Origin of the sequence: Pseudomonas sp. 3-2 (genome assembly GCF_019710535.1) — a bacterium.
In the GTDB taxonomy this organism is placed as follows: domain Bacteria; phylum Pseudomonadota; class Gammaproteobacteria; order Pseudomonadales; family Pseudomonadaceae; genus Aquipseudomonas; species Aquipseudomonas pharyngis.
This window is the reverse complement of record NZ_CP081200.1, coordinates 3,763,645-3,781,713: the sequence shown is the minus strand read 5'-3', so window position 1 is coordinate 3,781,713 and position 18,069 is coordinate 3,763,645. Positions and strand designations below refer to the sequence as shown.

The following is an 18,069-nucleotide window of genomic DNA, read 5'->3' as shown; positions in this document are numbered from 1 at the left end:
GAATGCCCGATAGGATGAGCCAGCTTCCGAAGGGGCTCTGGACAGCGGGTTTCAGGACTATGCTTGTGACCAGGCAGTCACCGTGAGCACCCTTGCGGCGCCCTTAAGGTCCATGACCAACAATAATAAACAGGGGAAGGTCTATGAGTCGTTGCCGCCCGCCGGCGTTACGCAACACCGCGTTGCTGGCCACAGCACTCTCTCTGCTGGGCTTTGCCACATTGTCGGCGCCGGTTCTCGCCGCCGAAGCGCCCGCCGACGTGGTCTATTCCACCGAATCGGCCAAGGCCTCGAAAAGCCTGATGCTCGATGTCGTTCACGCCGGGACACGGCTGGTGGCGGTCGGGGATCGCGGGCACATTCTCTATTCCGACGACCAGGGCAAGACCTGGACCCAGGCCAAGGTGCCGAGCCGCCAGTTGCTGACCGCCGTGTATTTCGTCGATGTCAAGCACGGCTGGGCCGTCGGCCACGACGCGCAGATTCTCGCCAGCGAAGACGGCGGTCAGACCTGGACCAAACAGTTCGAAGACCTCAAGCGCGAATCGCCGCTGCTCGACGTCTGGTTCAAGGATGTCAACAGTGGCCTCGCCGTGGGTGCCTACGGCGCGCTGCTGGAAACCACCAACGGCGGCAAAAACTGGGAAGACGTCAGTGACCGCCTCGACAACGAAGACCAGTTCCACCTCAACGCCATCGCTTCGGTAAAAGACGCCGGTCTGTTCATCGTCGGCGAATCGGGCAGCATGTTCCGCTCCGCCGACTGGGGCCAGACCTGGGAAAAACTCGAAGGCCCGTACGAAGGCTCGCTGTTCGGCGTGATCGGCACGGCGCAGCCGCAAACCCTGCTGGCCTATGGTCTGCGCGGCAACCTGTACCGCTCCACCGATTTCGGCAGCACCTGGGAACAGGTCGAACTGAAAGCCGCGCGCGGTTCGCTGGAGTTCGGCCTGTCCGGTGCCACACTGCTTGCGGACGGCTCCATCGTCATCGTCGGCAACGGCGGCTCGGTGGTCAGCAGCAGCGACAACGGCGAAACCTTCAGCGTGTTCAACCGTCCGGATCGCATCTCGCTGTCGTCGGTCACCGCCGCCGGCAACGGCAATCTGATCCTGAGCGGGCAGGGTGGCGTTCGGGTCACTTCGCCGAACGGCGCCGAGCTGGGCAAATGAGCCGAATCAATAATAAGAAGGCGGGGCTATGACTTCCTTGAGCACTCATCATCAGGACAAGGCGACGTTTCTCGAGCGCCTGATCTTCAACAACCGCCCGGCAGTGATCGTGATCTGCCTGCTGGTCAGCATTTTCCTGTTCTGGCAGGCCACGCTGATCCGTCCGTCCACCAGTTTCGAAAAGATGATCCCGCTCAAGCATCCGTTCATTGAAAAAATGATGGAGCACCGCAACGATCTGGCGAACCTGGGCAACACCGTGCGCATTTCGGTGGAAGCGAAGGACGGCGACATCTTCTCCAGGGAGTACATGGAGACCCTGCGCCAGATCAACGACGAGGTGTTCTACATCTCCGGCGTCGACCGTTCCGGCCTCAAGTCGCTGTGGAGTCCGAGCGTGCGCTGGACCGAAGTGACCGAGGAAGGTTTTGCCGGCGGCGAAGTAATCCCGCAGAGCTACAACGGATCCCAGGATAGCCTCGATCTGCTGCGCAACAACGTGCTCAAGTCCGGCCAGGTCGGGCGTCTGGTGGCCAACGACTTCAAGTCGAGCATTGTCGACATCCCGCTGCTGGAGTCCTACCCGGACCCGCAGGACCAAGGCAAGCTGCTGGCGCTGGACTATCGCCAGTTTTCCCATGAGCTCGAAGACAAGATCCGCAACAAGTTCGAAGCGCAGAACCCCAACGTCAAGATCCACATCGTCGGTTTCGCCAAGAAGGTCGGTGACCTGATCGACGGCCTGGTGATGGTGGTGATGTTCTTCGGCATTGCCTTCGTCATCACCCTGATCCTGCTGCTGTGGTTCACCAACTGCCTGCGCAGCACCGTGGCGGTGTTGAGCACCACACTGGTGGCGGTGATCTGGCAGCTCGGGCTGATGCACTTCTTCGGCTTCGGCCTCGATCCGTATTCGATGCTGGTGCCATTCCTGATTTTCGCCATCGGCATTTCCCACGGCGTGCAGAAAATCAACGGGATCGCCCTGCAATCCGGTGAGGCCGATAACGCACTGACGGCCGCACGGCGGACATTCCGTCAGTTGTTCCTGCCGGGGATGATCGCGATTCTGGCGGACGCCGTCGGTTTCATTACGCTGTTGATCATCGACATCGGCGTGATCCGCGAGCTGGCCATCGGCGCTTCCATCGGCGTGGCGGTGATTGTGTTCACCAACCTGATCTTGCTGCCGGTGGCGATTTCCTATGTCGGCATCAGCAAGCGCGCCATTGCCAAGAGCAAGAAGGACGCGCATCGCGAACATCCGTTCTGGCGCCTGCTATCGAACTTCGCCAACCCGAAAGTCGCCCCAATTTCCATCGCTTTGGCGCTGGTCGCCTTCGGTGGCGGCCTCTGGTACAGCCAGAACCTGAAGATCGGCGACCTCGACCAGGGCGCGCCGGAACTGCGTCCGGACTCACGCTACAACAAGGACAACAACTTCATCATCAATAACTACTCGACCAGCTCCGACGTACTGGTGGTGATGGTCAAAACCAAGTCCGAAGGCTGCTCGCGCTATGAAGCCATGGCGCCGATAGACGAGCTGATGTGGAAGATGCAGAACACCGAGGGCGTGCAGTCGGCGATCTCGCTGGTGACCGTGTCCAAGCAGATGATCAAGGGCATGAACGAGGGCAACCTGAAATGGGAAACCCTGTCGCGCAACCCGGACGTGCTGAACAACTCCATCGCCCGGGCCGACGGCCTGTACAACAACAGCTGCTCGCTGGCGCCGGTGCTGGTGTTCCTCAACGACCACAAGGCTGAAACCCTGGATCGCGCGGTGCATGCGGTGCAGGACTTCGCCAAGGAAAACAACAAGGAAGGCCTGGAATTCATCCTCGCCGCCGGTAACGCCGGCATCGAAGCGGCCACCAACGAGGTGATCAAGAAGTCCGAGCTGACCATCCTGATCCTGGTGTACATCTGCGTGGCGGTCATGTGCATGATCACCTTCCGCTCGTGGGCGGCGACCCTGTGCATCGTGCTGCCGCTGGTATTGACCTCGGTGCTGGGCAACGCGCTGATGGCCTTCATGGGTATCGGCGTGAAGGTGGCGACGTTGCCGGTGGTGGCGCTGGGCGTGGGGATCGGCGTGGACTACGGCATCTACATCTACAGCCGCCTGGAAAGTTTCCTGCGTGCCGGCCTGCCGTTGCAGGAAGCCTATTACCAGACCCTGAAATCCACCGGTAAGGCGGTGCTGTTCACCGGCCTGTGCCTGGCCATTGGTGTGTGCACCTGGATCTTCTCGGCGATCAAGTTCCAGGCCGACATGGGCCTGATGCTGACCTTCATGCTGCTGTGGAACATGTTCGGTGCGCTGTGGCTGCTGCCGGCGTTGGCGAAGTTCCTGATCAAGCCGGAGAAGCTGGCGGGGCAGAAGGGCAATTCATTGTTCGCGCACTGATGACAGGCTGAGAAGAAAAGCCGCAACCCTGGGTTGCGGCTTTTTTCATCCTGTCAGCGCGGCTCTACCGGCAGGAAAACGTTCTCCGCCAATTCGTCGCTGATTCTTCCTTTGTGAATGTCGATTTTCTGCTGCGCACTCTTGGCTTTCAACATGGCCGACTCATAGGTTTCATAGCGATCTTCCCTGGTCTTCAAATGAGCACGGGTGTAGTTGCTCTTCTCGTCCGTGGCGTTTGCGTAATGAAAGTGTCCGTACCACACAGGTTTTTCTTGCTGATCGAGCAATACGTATTCCTGCATGAAGTCTTTCCGACCGGTTTTCAACTGGACCCGATTGCCAATCATCCGGACGTAAACCGAGTTGTTCTGCAGCAGATACGCCACCCCCTCGCTGGTCGGTGGTCTGGCCAGGGTCATCTGTGTGCGAATTTCAGTCGCCATGGTTTCAAGCACATTCGCTTTGGCCCGTAATCTGCTGATCAGATCCACATCCTGCTCTTGATTGAGCGGAGCACGTTCATGGTGCTCGAGTTTGTCCGCAAAATCCGTCAGTTTCCGTGCTTCGCGCTGTATCTGCTCTTCAATTTCCTTGGGATAAGTCGCTCGTAGAGCGTACCCCTCGATTTTATGAACCTGCTTGTCTACATTGGCCAAGGCCTTGCGGGCATCGCCCTTGAGTTGCGGGTAGGGCGTCACTGGTGCAGCGGGCTGCGGCTGCTCAGGCGCGACGATTTCCTCCCAGACATTCGGTTGATTTTCACGGAAAGATAACAGTGCGCTGTCTTCCATAGGACCTTTGACGTCGACAATGTCTGCGCCCTGGTCGCCAACCCGAGCACGCAAGTCACCGATCAGGGCGCCTTTGGTGTTGGTTTTGATGACCCTCTTGCGACTTGCTCTTGGCGCTGGCGGTCTGATGGGAGGACGGTTGATGTTGGCCGACGTGCCAGGCGTTTCCTCCGGTTCCGGCGAGCTTTGCAGTTCGTCAGCCAGACGACGTTCGGCATCGATACGCAATTCGCCAGCGATCTCGCGCAGACGATTGAAGTAGGTGGGTTGCAACTCGTCGCCATGGAAAATGCCGATACCTTCCAGCGCGTCCTGTGCCAGGCCATAGCGAACGACCAGGTTATCAAACACCGCAATACGATCAGCGCTGTCACGGATTTCCGCGCCTTGCAGGTCGGCATGCGAACGAGACAGTAACACCAACGGGTCGACGGCATCGTCCAGCCCAAGAACCGACTGCAAACCCCACGTCTTGACACTCAGCGGACGCAGGATTTGCAGCTGGAATGCTTTGAGCTGCACGGGCGACAGCTCTTTCCCAGCACGGTTGGCTGTCAATTGCTCCCAGGCGGTGAGTCCCAGACGAGGTATCTCTTTCAACTCCAGCAGTAGTCTGTCCACTTCCTCGTACTGCTTGATCATGGTTTCGTTGATGTCGGACGTCTCACGCAGGAAATCGAGGTAGCGGACTCTCGTGGCGGCGTTTCCTGTCAGTAGCGTTTCGGCAACCTGGCGGGCATTCCGGTTGAATTCGGTATAACGACGCAGCATCGCTTGGCGTTCCAGATCAGCCAGAACATTGCGTTTGCGCACATTGTTGATGCTGTTCTGCAGCAGAGTCGTAATCCCGGAATATTCAGGATCGATTTTTTTCAGTGCTGCAATTTCCTTCTTTTCAGCGATCTGCGATATGTAGGTGGCGGTCTGTTTTTCCAGCTCACGGTCGTACGCTTTCCTGGATTTTGCGCGTGTTTCTTCAGCGGCGGCAGGCAGGTCTTGTTGTCGCCTCATCACCTGTTCAGCGATGTCCACCGCTTTTTGCACCTGTTCCTGTTGATTGATGAACGCTGCGTAATTGTCATCAAGAACTTTAATGCGATCCTGTACGGCCTTTCGTTGAGCCTGAATCCTCGACTTGGGCCCGCCGCCGGCCAGCCTCAAACCCCGGTCGAGTTTCCATTGACCGTTCTCGTTGCTTTTCAGCTGGATGCCTGGTTTATCTTTAAGGTCCAGATACACCTCGCCGAAACCCTCGACAATGCGCACAGGAACCAGCAGACCCGCCACGCTGGCGTGCCATTGGTTATCGATCCGGTACAAGCCTTTGAAGGCCCCGGTTGCCATAGGCTCCGGCAACGGAGCAGGCCACGGCACGTGTACCTCCTGCAACTGTTTCCACCAACTGGCCGGTATTGAACCTCGGGCGGTCGACAGGTGGAAATCCAATGGCGTATTGATCGGGGCGGCGGAGGGTAACGCCGCAGCATCCTGATGGATGACGGTATCGAGCGGCATCGGGAATGAAGTGGACGGATGACGCAACGGTTCAAGCTGTATCGGGGCGAGTTTTTCTGCGCGGTGGGACACCGAAGCCGTACCCGCATCCTTGGCAACATGCAGCAGCACCAGGCCGATGTTCAATAGCAGATCGGTCCATGCCAGATTCCGGGCAACGGCATCATCGCTGTCCAGTGCCGGCAGGTCGTTGATCAGGCTGTGGGTGAGTTGCAACATCCAGCCGACCATCATGGCGGGTCCGTCCAGTGGCAATAGCAAGACGTTGAAGATCAACCACGCGCCCTCCAGGATGATCGCCCAGCGACTTTCCGAATCGGATACCGATTGCTGATCGGCAAGTTGAATCAGTGCTTGAGCGTTACTGACGAACAGGCTGGACAACACGCGATTTTCTTCGACGGCCTTCAACCAATCCGCTGCCGCGGCATCGCTCACGAGAATTGCTGGCGCAGGTTTTTCGAACGGTGTGAAATCGTCGCCGATATGAAAATGGCTGATGTGTGGCTCATTGAAACCATTATTGGCGTAGATCGGCCTTGCACGATCGGTCAGCCACGCCAGCACACTGTCCTGTAGCGGCCCGGCCAGGCAAATAGCCTTGAGCAGATCGGCACGGCTAGCGAATTGCTGCAGGGCAGGGGCATACAGCGGGCGATAAAGGATGCGCGGGCCTTCAGCATTCAAGTCTTTGGGTTCGATCACAAACATGTTGGCGACCACATCGCAGGCCGCGTCTGCTTTGCGTTGAAACGCCAATGGTCTGAGGACAATCGCCTGCTCATCAACAATGCGTTCGGCGGCCGTGCTTTTCGTCAGCGCATTGACGTAGCGGTAGCCCTGCCGGTTGAAGCCGTGTTCGCCGCGGATCGAATGTTCGAGCGCCTGCAACGGTAACTGAACGGCCAATTCCAGCGCGAACAATCGTTCGCGCTCGCGCGCTTCGGGACTATCGCCCAGCAGCAGACCATTGAGCTGTTCGGGATAATGTTTACCGAGATCGACGCGCTTCACCAGGCTCAGTAAATACGCTTCTGTGGTCCAGTCCTGAATCAGTTGATTGCCCGTATGGCGAATGGTCATGCGTCCTTTGGGTTTGCCCGAAAGATTCTTGATCGCCAGTTCCGTCAGCGACATTTTCACTTTCTCGATATAGCCACTGCCCAGGTCTCCGACCGGCACGTGGAAGGTCAACTCCAGTTCATCGGAGTTGTAACCGGGGGCCAGCGGTTGATCTTCCAGCATCTGCTTGTGCAATGCCTTTTGGGCATAGGTGTAGATGTTGTCGATGCCATCGCTGAACGATCGTCCCTGGTTTTTATGTCTTAGACTGGCGAGCGCCAGCACGTGTTGCCGGTAGGCCATGCGATCCGTAGCGCTCGCCGTTTGCAACCACTGCGGCAGGGACGCCTGAATCGGTTCCAGATGCGGCGAACCGGCTTGCGGATCGCTGAAATTGCGGGCGATATCGGTGATCGCGTCGACGCGCTTTTGCAGTTCCTCCAGGCTTTGGTGGGCAGGCAGTTTGAGTGCCGCCAGATTTTCCAGCTGTTGATTGAGCATCAAGGCTGCCTGGGTATCGAAGAGGTTGCCGTCGGGTTCGAAACGCTGCCAGGTCACGGTGTCGACCGCAAAGTCCTGCTGAAAACGCTCGGCCCAGTCCAGACCGAAATCGTCCAGCGATGTGTAGGCTTTGACGCTGCCGGTCACACTGCACAGCAGATGAGTCTGGGCGCAGCTGACCAGCAGATCGGGCGTTTGCACGATGGCGGAAACCGAGCCTTTGCTCAGTTTTGTCTGAACCGTACAGGCTTGAATCACCCCGCCCGACCAAGGCTTTTGCAAGCGGACCTGACGATCTGGACGGTTGGCCAGTTCCGTCAATACCGCGGCCTGTGATGCATCAAGGTCCGTGTGACGGATCGCGGCGGTTTGCAGTTCCCCGGCGAGAAGGTCGCCGAGCCACTGCCAACGGCTGCTTCCTGTTTGATTGTCGTCATTCCAGTAGGCGGTCAGGGATTGCTGCAAGCTGATGTACAAAATCTGCGGCAGCTCGAGAATCACGTCGGCGACGACCTGCATGTCAGGAAAACGCAGGGAGGTTTCGCTGACGCGCAGCCACTTGGGCACTTGGTTGGTAAGGAAACAGCCGAAACCATGTTGTTCACCAAGGTCGAGCTTCACGCCGCTGGCAAGGTATTCCAATACCTCATCAAGCAGCAGCGACAGGCGCCAGGAGACGTTGGGGGTGGGCTGGGCAATTCTGGTTCGATAAGGGTCGAAGTCAAGGTCAGGGTACTTTTCCAGCAAGCCTTCATTGAGCAGGCGAGCGGTTTGCGAGCGTAATGTCGGTCGGTCGGGAAACCGGGCGTTGACGGCGCGCGCAATGATATCGGTTGTACCGGGTGCAGCGGGAGCAGGCAGTGTTGGCATGATGCAATCCTTGGCATGTTTAGGATTGCTCACAGTAAAACGGCAGATTTTCAACGTGCGGTATCTGGATATCGCCCATCAGACGGTCAATATCGGTATGTTCAGCGCCCCCACTCATCTGCGCACGCGGGCACCGCTGCAGGGATTACGAGGGTTCGCTGCCGAGCACGACATTCAGTGCACTGCGCGCATCATCCAGCTGCACCAACGTCGCATGCCGGGCCCCCAACGCATCACGATTCTCGATCGCCGTCAGAATCGCCTTATGCCGCGGCAACGCCAACTCATGCAGATTCGGCCGTTGATTGGAATGCTTCAATGCCTCGGCAATCGCCACCGCGAGCATGTTGCACAGGTTCGCCAGCAAATCGTTGTGCGTCGCATCGGCAATCCGGCTATGGAAATCCAGATCCGGCTGCAACAAGGCTTCCGGCGTCGGCGCGGCCTCCATGCGTTGATAGGCTTCGTTGATGGCGGCAATGTCGGCATCGGTCGCATGCTGGGCGGCGAGGGCGGCGGCGGCCGGTTCGATGATGCTGCGCACGCTGGTCAGGACGTTGAAGAACTCGTTCTGCGGGCTGCTTTGCATCAACCAGTGCAATACGTCCGGGTCGAGCATGTGCCATTCGCGGCGCGGCTTGACCACGGTGCCGACGCGGGGTTTGGAATACACCAGGCCCTTGGCGACCAGCACTCGCGTGGCTTCGCGCAACACCGGCCGGCTGACCGCGTACTCCTCGCAGAGCAGGGCTTCGGCGGGCAGTTTGTCGCAGGGCAGAAAACGTCCGGAAACAATCTGCATGCCCAGTTCCTGGACGATGCGCGAGTGCATGCTTTTACGGTCGGAAGGTTTGCGGTAATCCATGGGGAGTGGCGCGATCCTGAGCGATGGAGATGCCGCGCATCATAGCAGGCACGACACAATCTTGAGGCAGATACACACGCCAAATGTGGGAGCGGGCTTGCTCGCGAATGCGGTGTGTCAGCAATGCATATTTCGACTGGCACACCGCATTCGCGAGCAAGCCCGCTCCCACAAGGGGGGCGGTGTCAGTGGGAGTGGCGCGGGACTTCAGCCCCTCGGCAACCAACGAGGAAGTCGAAATCGCAACCCTGATCCGCCTGCAGCACATGGTCGATGTACAACTGACGATACCCACCCACCAACAGCTGCTGCGGCGGTTGCAGATCCGCCATGCGCGCTGCCAGTTCGGCGTCCGGAATGTCCAGGTGCAAACGCCCGCTGGCACAGTCCAGCTCGATCCAGTCGCCTTCCTTCACCGCCGCCAAAGGCCCGCCGGCCGCCGCTTCCGGAGCTACGTGCAAGACAACGGTGCCATACGCGGTGCCGCTCATCCGTGCGTCGGAGATGCGCACCATGTCAGTCACGCCCTGCGCCAGCAGCTTGGCCGGCAAACCCATGTTGCCGACTTCGGCCATGCCCGGATAACCCTTCGGCCCGCAGTTCTTCATCACCAGAATCGAGTCCGCATCGACGTCCAGTTCCGGGTCGTTGATCCGCGCCTTGTACATGTCGAAATTCTCGAACACCACCGCGCGGCCACGGTGTTGCATCAGTTCCGGCGTGGCGGCTGACGGCTTGAGCACCGCGCCCAGTGGCGCCAGGTTGCCGCGCAACACGCAGATGCCGCCGTCGGCGCGGATCGGGTTGTCGAGGGTGCGGATCACTTCGTCTTCACCGTAGATCGGTGCGTCCTTGGTGTTCTCGCCGATGGATTTGCCGTTGACGGTCAATGCATTTGGATTGGGAATCAGATTGGCCTCACCGAGGCGGCGCAGCACGGCCGGCAAACCGCCCGCGTAGTAGAACTCCTCCATCAGGAAACGCCCGGACGGTTGCAGGTCGACGATGGTCGGCATGCCGCGACCGATGCGCGTCCAGTCGTCCAGATCCAGCTCGACGCCGATGCGCCCGGCGATGGCTTTGAGGTGGATTACCGCGTTGGTCGAACCGCCAATGGCCGCGTTGACCCGGATCGCGTTTTCGAAGGCTTCCTTGGTCAGGATCTTCGACAGTTTCAGATCCTCACGAACCATCTCCACCGCGCGCATGCCGGACATGTGCGCCAGCACATAACGCCGCGCATCCACTGCCGGAATCGCCGCGTTGTGCGGCAGGGACGTGCCCAGTGCTTCGGCCATGCAAGCCATGGTCGACGCGGTGCCCATGGTGTTGCAGGTGCCGGCCGAGCGAGACATGCCGCCCTCGGCCGCCAGAAAATCGTCAATCGTGATGGTGCCGGCCTTGACCTGTTCGCTGAGCTGCCAGACCACGGTGCCGGAGCCGATGTCCTTGCCCTTGTGCTTGCCGTTGAGCATCGGCCCGCCGGTGACGACGATCGCCGGCACGTCGCAACTGGCCGCGCCCATCAGCAGGGCCGGGGTGGTCTTGTCGCAACCGGTCAGCAGCACCACGCCGTCAATCGGGTTGCCGCGAATCGCTTCCTCGACGTCCATGCTCGCCAGGTTGCGGGTGAGCATGGCGGTCGGGCGCAGGTTCGATTCGCCATTGGAGAACACCGGGAATTCCACCGGGAAGCCGCCAGCCTCGATCACTCCGCGTTTGACGTGTTCCGCGATCTGGCGGAAGTGCGCGTTGCACGGGGTCAGTTCCGACCAGGTGTTGCAGATGCCGATGATCGGCTTGCCGTGAAACTGATGGTCGGCGATGCCCTGATTCTTCATCCAGCTGCGGTACATGAAGCCGTTCTTGTCGGCCGTGCCAAACCATTGGGCGGAGCGCAGGGTGGGTTTCTTATCAGACATGATCGATTCTCTTATTGTAAGACTATTGTTTGCGAGCTTTGACTAAACATAAGTGCAAAATCGCCGGTTTGGAAGTGTTGTTGCGTAATTAGTATTACTATATAGTCGATTTCGACGGAGGGATGGCCCTGGCGGTTTTCCGCGAGAGGCGTCCCCCGAGGTTCCATAAAAACAACAATCGGAGACCGATCTCATGAGCCAGGAACTGCGGCTTGTCCGGCGCATCACGTTGAAACTGATTCCCTTCCTGATCCTGCTGTACCTGATCGCCTATGTGGATCGCTCTGCCGTCGGCTTCGCCAAGCTGCACATGGGCGCCGACATCGGTATCGGCGATGCCGCCTACGGCCTTGGCGCCGGGCTGTTTTTCATCGGCTACTTTCTGTTTGAAATCCCCAGCAACCTGATGCTCGAACGCTTCGGCGCGCGGCGCTGGTTCGCGCGGATCATGATCACCTGGGGCGCGATCACCATCGGCATGGCCTTCGTTCAGGGCCCGCACAGTTTTTACGTGATGCGCTTTCTGCTCGGCGCGGCGGAGGCGGGGTTCTTTCCCGGCGTTCTTTACTACATCACCCAATGGTTCCCGGTGCGCCACCGCGGCAAGATCCTCGGGCTGTTCATCCTGTCCCAACCCATCGCGATGATGATCACCGGCCCCGTTTCGGGCGGTTTGCTGGGCATGGACGGCATCCTCGGCCTGCATGGCTGGCAGTGGCTGTTCATCGTCATCGGCACCCCGGCGATCCTGCTGACCTGGCCGGTATTGCGCTGGCTGCCGGACGGCCCGCAGCAAGTGAAATGGATGGACCAGGCCGAGAAGGACTGGCTGACCGGCGAGTTGAAAAAGGACCTGCAGGAATACGGCCAGACGCGTCACGGCAATCCGCTGCATGCGCTGAAAGACAAACGCGTGTTGCTGCTGGCGCTGTTCTACCTGCCGGTGACCCTGAGCATCTATGGCCTGGGCCTGTGGTTGCCGACCCTGATCAAACAGTTTGGCGGCAGTGATCTGGTGACCGGTTTCGTGTCATCGGTGCCGTACATTTTCGGGATCATCGGCCTGCTGATCATTCCGCGCAGTTCCGACCGTTTGAACGACCGTTACGGCCATCTCGCGGTGCTCTATGTGCTGGGTGCCATGGGCCTGTTCCTCAGCGCCTGGCTGTCCTTGCCGGTGGCGCAACTGGCGGCGTTGTGTCTGGTGGCGTTTGCGCTGTTTTCCTGCACGGCGGTGTTCTGGACGCTGCCGGGCCGATTCTTTGCCGGTGCCAGCGCGGCGGCCGGGATCGCCTTGATCAACTCGGTGGGCAACCTCGGCGGTTACATCGGCCCGTTCGTGATCGGCGCGCTGAAGGAATACACCGGCAACCTCGCTTCGGGCCTGTACTTCCTGTCCGGGGTGATGGTGTTCGGGCTGGTTCTTACGGGCGTCGTTTATCGCGTGCTGGAGCGCAAGCATGTGCTGCCGGTTGACCAATTCGCCGCCAGCGCACGGGGTGCGACGCGCACCTGAATCTGCAGAACCATACATAACCTATGTGGGAGCGGGCTTGCTCGCGAATGCGCTGGGTCAGCCACCCTCACAGTTGAATGACACACCGCTTTCGCGAGCAAGCCCGCTCCCACATAGGGACGGCGCTGAACTCAGGATTTGTATAGAGGAGAGGATTTATGCATCTGGTTCAATTCGAATTGAGTAACGGCGAGCGCCGTGTCGGGGTGGTCGAGGGCGGTCTGGTGCGTGAAGTGCAGGATGCGCGCACGGTTCGTGATCTGGCACTGGCGGCAATCGAGGCCGGCAACACGCTCGCGCAGCAAGTGCAGACCCTCGGCTTGGGCATCAGCCATGATTACGCCGAGTTGCTGGCCCAACTGCGCATCCTGCCGCCGTTAGATCACCCGGACCCGGCGCACCTGCTGGTCAGCGGCACCGGCCTTACGCACCTCGGCAGCGCGTCGGCCCGGGACAAGATGCACCAGCAGGCCGGCGACGAAGCGGCGATGACCGACACCATGCGCATCTTCAAGTGGGGCGTGGAGGGCGGCAAACCGGCGGCGGGGCAGGCCGGGGTGCAGCCGGAATGGTTCTACAAGGGCGACGGCAGCATTGTCGTGCGTCCCGGCCAGCCGTTCCCGCTGCCGCCGTTTGCCGAAGACGCCGGCGAGGAGCCGGAGATGGCCGGCCTCTACATCATCGGCCACGACGGCAGGCCCTATCGCCTCGGTTTTGCGGTGGGCAACGAGTTCTCCGATCACGTCATGGAACGCAAGAATTACCTGTACCTGGCCCACTCCAAGCTGCGCAGTTGCAGCTACGGCCCGGAACTTCGCACGGGTGAATTGCCTCAACACCTGGCGGGCACCAGTCGCATCCTGCGCGACGGCGAAGTGCTGTGGCAGAACGAATTCCTCAGCGGCGAGGCCAACATGTGCCACAGCCTGGCGAACCTCGAATACCACCACTTCAAGTACCGCCAGTTCCTGCGTCCTGGCGACGTACACATTCACTTCTTCGGCACCGCGACCCTGTCGTTCGCCGATGGCATCCGTACTCAACCGGGCGACGTGTTCGAAATCAGCCAGGCTGAATTCGGCGCACCGCTGGTCAACGGCATCGCCCCGGTTGCAGCGGCATTTGAACCGGACAGCATCGGCACCCTTTAAGGAGATCCCATGACTCAGATTCTCGGTCACAACTACATCGGCGGTCGTCGCAGCGCGGCGGGCAACGTCAAGCTGCAGAGCGTCGACGCCACCACGGGCGAAGCACTGCCCCACGATTTCATTCAGGCCACGGAAGCGGAAGTCGACGCTGCCGCCAAGGCCGCTGCGGCGGCGTATCCGGCGTATCGCAGCCTCAGCGCCGAACGCCGCGCGCAGTTTCTCGATGCAATCGCCGATGAGCTGGACGCACTGGGTGATGATTTCGTCGCCGTGGTCTGCCGCGAAACCGCGCTGCCGGCCGGGCGGATTCAAGGCGAAAGAGGGCGCACCAGCGGTCAGATGCGCTTGTTCGCCAAAGTCCTGCGGCGCGGTGATTTCTACGGTGCACGCATCGACCTGCCATTGCCGGATCGTCAGCCGTTGCCGCGTCCGGATCTGCGTCAGTACCGTATCGGCCTGGGGCCGGTGGCGGTGTTCGGCGCCAGCAATTTTCCGCTGGCGTTCTCTACTGCTGGCGGCGATACCGCGTCGGCGCTGGCGGCCGGTTGCCCGGTGGTGTTCAAGGCTCACAGCGGTCATATGGCCACGGCCGAATTGGTTGCCGACGCGTTGATCCGTGCAGCAGAAAAAACCGCTATGCCGGCCGGTGTGTTCAACATGATCTACGGCGGTGGCGTCGGCGAATGGCTGGTCAAGCATCCTGCGATTCTGGCCGTGGGTTTCACCGGCTCGCTGCGCGGCGGGCGGGCGCTGTGTGACATGGCCGCCGCGCGGCCTCAGCCAATCCCGGTATTTGCCGAGATGTCGAGCATCAACCCGGTGATCGTGTTGCCCCAGGCACTGGCCGTACGTTCGGAAACCGTCGCCCGCGATCTGACCGCGTCGGTGGTGCAGGGCTGCGGTCAGTTCTGTACCAACCCGGGCCTGGTGATCGGCATTCGCTCACCGCAATTCACCGCGTTCGTCGAGCAAGTCGCGGCGCTGATCGGCGATCAACCGGCACAAACCATGCTCAATGCCGGGACGCTGGGCAGCTATGGCAAAGGCCTGGAAAAACTCTTGGCGCACGCCGGCATCGAGCATCTGGCGGGCAATCCGCAGCAGGGCAATCAGGCGCAGCCGCAGTTGTTCAAGGCCGATGTCAGCCTGCTGATCGATGGCGATGAAGTGCTGCAGGAAGAAGTGTTCGGCCCGACCACGGTGATTGTCGAAGTGGCCGACAAGGCGCAGTTGAGCGCGGCGTTGCAGGGCCTGCACGGGCAACTGACGGCGACCATCATCGGCGAGCAGACGGATTTCGAGCACTTCCCGGAGCTGACGCCGTTGCTGGAACAGAAGGTCGGACGGATCCTGCTCAATGGTTATCCGACCGGTGTCGAGGTGTGTGATTCGATGGTTCACGGCGGGCCGTATCCGGCGACCTCCGATGCTCGCGGCACCTCGGTGGGTACGCTGGCGATCGATCGATTCCTGCGTCCGGTGTGCTTCCAGAACTACCCCGACAGTCTGCTGCCGGAACCGCTAAAAAACGCCAACCCGTTGCGCATACAGCGGCTGGTGGATGGCAAGCCATCGCGCGACGCCCTCTAACCGCCGAACCCAGTCAATGTGGGAGCGAGCCTGCTCGCGATCGTCAGGCGACATGAATGTCGACTGATGCACCGCTATCGCGAGCAGGCTCGCTCCCACAGGCAGGGCTCAGCAGCTGCTTTGAGCTATCATTGCCCCTTTCCCCCTGAAAGACATGATTGCCATGACTGCCGTAACCGACACCCTTCTCAACGCCCTCGAACACTGCGGTATGGTCGAAATCGACGGCCTGCACGCTTTCGAATTCGCCCTCGACGAAGACGACAACCTGCACATCGAATGCATCGATGGCCGGGCAGCCAAGCATTGGGAGTTCACCCCGGCGCAGGTGGCAGCGGCGACGTTTGATCAAGATTTGCAGAGTTGGCTGATCGTCGGTTTTTCCAGCGACACCAAAACCGTTGGCGAGCACCGCTTGGTGTGCCTCGGTGATGTACTGAGCAGCGCCGACGACGAGGAAGAAACCGAATGAACATGCGTAAATTCTGGCCATTGCTGATGGCCGGCAGCGTCGGCGCGATGGGCCTTTCCAGTGCCTCGGCCGAGAGCTTCCAGTTTTTGGTGGGCTCCTACACCGCTGACACCAGCGAAGGCATTTACCGGATGAACTTCAACAGCGCCACCGGCCAGATCGACGCCAAGCCGCTGCAAGTGATCAAGAGCGAAAACCCGTCGTGGCTGACCCTGTCGAAGGATCAGCGTCGGCTGTTCGTGGTCAACGAAAACGGCCCTGGGCAGAAAGACCCGGTCGGTCGCGTCAGCAGCTATGCCATCGATCCGAAAACCCACGCGCTGAGCTTGATCAATCAGGTCCAGAGCCTGGGCAACGAGCCGACCCATTCCAGCCTCAGCGGCGACGCCAGCCATCTATTCGTCAGCAACTATTCGGTGATGGAAGATCCGGGCGGCACCCTCGCGGTATTGCCGGTGGGCAGCGACGGCAAGCTCAAACCGGTGGTGCAGATGAGCGCGCACCCGGCAAGCCGGATCAATCTCGAGCGTCAAGCCTCGAACCACGTGCACTCGACAGTTTCCTCGCCGGACGGTCGTTATGTGTTCTCCAATGACCTGGGCGCGGACAAGGTCTTTGTCTACCTGTTCGATCCCAAGGCCAACCCGGACTTGCCATTGACGCCGGCGATGACCGCTTCTGTGCCTTTGCCCGCCGGCAGCGGCCCGCGTCATCTGTTGTTCAGCGCCGACGGCAAACACGCCTGGCTGACCATGGAAATGAGCGCCCAGGTTGCGGTGTTCGATTACCACGACGGCGTGCTGACCCAGACGCAACTGGTCGATCTGGCGGCCGGTCAACCGACCTCGGACAAGGCCGCCGCCGCGCTGCACGCGTCCGCCGACGGCAAATTCCTCTACGTCAGCAACCGTGGCACCGCCAATCAGCTGCTGGTGTTCGCTATCGATCCGGCGTCCGGTCAGCTCAAAGAGTTGCAACGACGTTCGGTGGAAGGCGATCACCCCCGTGAGTTCAGCCTCGACCCAAGCGGCAAATTCCTGCTGATCGCCAACCAGAAGAGCAACCAGATTGTCGTGGTCGAGCGCGACGGCAAGACCGGTCTGTTGGGCAAAACCGTGCAAAAACTGCCGATGGACGCCCCGAGCGACATCAAGTTTATCGTGCGTCAATAAGCCGCAGGCCCCGTTCTACGGGGCCTGAAGCTTTGTATTAATCCTGCTGATAACAGGTAATGTTGCAAAGCATTTCAAGCGATCAACCCTCGAGCGTTAAGTTTGCTCCACGGCCCAACCGGGCAAGCAAGCCAACTGAACACGAGGGTTACCGCCATGAACTTCAATCTCTTCTCCGTAATTGCCGCTTCCGCCATCTCCGCCACCGTGGCTCTGCCAGCCAGTGCCAACGTTGAAATCAGCGACAAAAAATCCCACACCCAGAGCTACACCCAGAAATACCTGCAACAAAGCGCCAACTTCTACGCCGCGCTGGATCACAAAGCTCAACACTGAAATTTCCGTTACGCCCTGGAACTGCCCAAGGCTGCGATCCTTTGATCTTGTTTCCTGAAAAGCAAAATCAAAAGATCGCAGCCTTGGGCAGTTTTTGTCTGCGCCGCGACCAACGATAGCTATTTTCAAACGGCGAGATAGACCGGCTAAATAATCAACGAAGCTGATGGTTACTATGGAAAACCCTGAGTGGTTACCCCGGCTTTTTTGATCGATCCTGTGGACCTCGAAACATTGTCCACGGAGCACACATCATGGCCAGTTCAATCATCACTTCCGCCAAACGCGGCGCCTACGTGGCCATCGGTCTGTACCTGGTCATGGTGCTGTTTGTCAGTCTGGCGTCGCAGTCGCAACACAGCTTCGAAGCACCGATCGACGTCGCACATCCCGGCATCCAGTTCGAACTTCGCTCGCAAAACGCAGCGGTCGGTTCAGCTGAACTCGCGGGAGTCGGCGGAGCATGAAAGGCTACAGACTCTGGGTCATTGCCGGACTGGCGTTCATGACCAACGGCGCTTCCCTGTTGGGATTTGGCCAAGGCTCGGTCGGCGGGCTGGCCCGGGCCATAGAGGCCAACCACAACATCGCGCACAACATCGAACGGGCCAATGCGCTGGGGCTGCTGGCCGGCAATCCGCCAGCGAAAACCGCCAGCGGTTTTCTCGGCCCGTTCGAAGTGGATTGTTCGGCCATCGGCATGTGTGAAGTGCTGGCGTAA

Annotated in this window: 13 protein-coding genes; 10 read left to right on the top strand and 3 right to left on the bottom strand. The window is 59.9% G+C overall.

The window, feature by feature from the left end; genetic code table 11:
- Window positions 1–143 precede the first annotated feature (143 nt).
- A complete protein-coding gene (locus K3819_RS16885; RefSeq protein ID WP_221397526.1) occupies window positions 144–1,172 on the top strand; it encodes a YCF48-related protein in 1,029 nt (342 codons plus the stop codon).
- A 28-nt stretch (window positions 1,173–1,200) separates the two neighbouring features.
- Window positions 1,201–3,585 carry an RND family transporter gene (locus K3819_RS16880; protein ID WP_221397525.1) on the top strand — a complete coding sequence of 795 codons (2,385 nt, stop codon included), beginning with the start codon at window positions 1,201–1,203 and terminating at the stop codon, window positions 3,583–3,585.
- A 53-nt stretch (window positions 3,586–3,638) separates the two neighbouring features.
- Here the strand turns inward: K3819_RS16880 and K3819_RS16875 are convergent, their stop codons facing one another.
- The 3 genes from K3819_RS16875 to K3819_RS16865 form a co-directional block, all read right to left on the bottom strand.
- Window positions 3,639–8,324 carry a dermonecrotic toxin domain-containing protein gene (locus K3819_RS16875; RefSeq protein ID WP_221397524.1) on the bottom strand — a complete coding sequence of 1,562 codons (4,686 nt, stop codon included), beginning with the start codon at window positions 8,322–8,324 and terminating at the stop codon, window positions 3,639–3,641.
- Window positions 8,325–8,469: 145 nt separating this feature from the next.
- Window positions 8,470–9,189: a FadR/GntR family transcriptional regulator gene (locus K3819_RS16870; protein WP_221397523.1), complete on the bottom strand. Its 720-nt coding sequence runs from the start codon at window positions 9,187–9,189 to the stop codon at window positions 8,470–8,472.
- A gap of 185 nt (window positions 9,190–9,374) precedes the next feature.
- A complete protein-coding gene (locus K3819_RS16865) occupies window positions 9,375–11,111 on the bottom strand; it encodes an IlvD/Edd family dehydratase (protein ID WP_064380416.1) in 1,737 nt (578 codons plus the stop codon).
- A 193-nt stretch (window positions 11,112–11,304) separates the two neighbouring features.
- On the opposite strand from K3819_RS16865, the gene K3819_RS16860 reads away from it, so the two are divergent.
- The 8 genes from K3819_RS16860 (at window position 11,305) to K3819_RS16825 (ending at window position 18,069) form a co-directional block, all read left to right on the top strand.
- Window positions 11,305–12,627, top strand: a complete 1,323-nt coding sequence (locus K3819_RS16860; protein WP_221397522.1) for an MFS transporter — start codon at window positions 11,305–11,307, stop codon at window positions 12,625–12,627.
- Between the two features lie 158 nt (window positions 12,628–12,785).
- The gene (gene araD1, locus K3819_RS16855) at window positions 12,786–13,778 is read left to right on the top strand and encodes an AraD1 family protein (RefSeq protein WP_221397521.1); all 993 of its coding nucleotides are present in this window, start codon (window positions 12,786–12,788) and stop codon (window positions 13,776–13,778) included.
- A gap of 9 nt (window positions 13,779–13,787) precedes the next feature.
- A complete protein-coding gene (locus K3819_RS16850) occupies window positions 13,788–15,368 on the top strand; it encodes an aldehyde dehydrogenase (NADP(+)) (protein ID WP_221397520.1) in 1,581 nt (526 codons plus the stop codon).
- Between the two features lie 163 nt (window positions 15,369–15,531).
- Window positions 15,532–15,840 carry a DUF5629 family protein gene (locus tag K3819_RS16845; protein WP_085610688.1) on the top strand — a complete coding sequence of 103 codons (309 nt, stop codon included), beginning with the start codon at window positions 15,532–15,534 and terminating at the stop codon, window positions 15,838–15,840.
- Window positions 15,837–17,012 carry a lactonase family protein gene (locus K3819_RS16840; RefSeq protein WP_221397519.1) on the top strand — a complete coding sequence of 392 codons (1,176 nt, stop codon included), beginning with the start codon at window positions 15,837–15,839 and terminating at the stop codon, window positions 17,010–17,012. Before K3819_RS16845 ends, K3819_RS16840 begins: the two co-directional genes overlap by 4 nt.
- A gap of 156 nt (window positions 17,013–17,168) precedes the next feature.
- Entirely contained in the window at window positions 17,169–17,348 is a 180-nt protein-coding gene (locus tag K3819_RS16835) for a hypothetical protein (RefSeq protein ID WP_007941320.1), read from the top strand.
- Window positions 17,349–17,602: 254 nt separating this feature from the next.
- Entirely contained in the window at window positions 17,603–17,815 is a 213-nt protein-coding gene (locus K3819_RS16830; RefSeq protein ID WP_064380404.1) for a hypothetical protein, read from the top strand.
- A complete protein-coding gene (locus K3819_RS16825) occupies window positions 17,812–18,069 on the top strand; it encodes a hypothetical protein (protein ID WP_039766855.1) in 258 nt (85 codons plus the stop codon). The genes K3819_RS16830 and K3819_RS16825 overlap by 4 nt, the downstream gene beginning before the upstream one ends.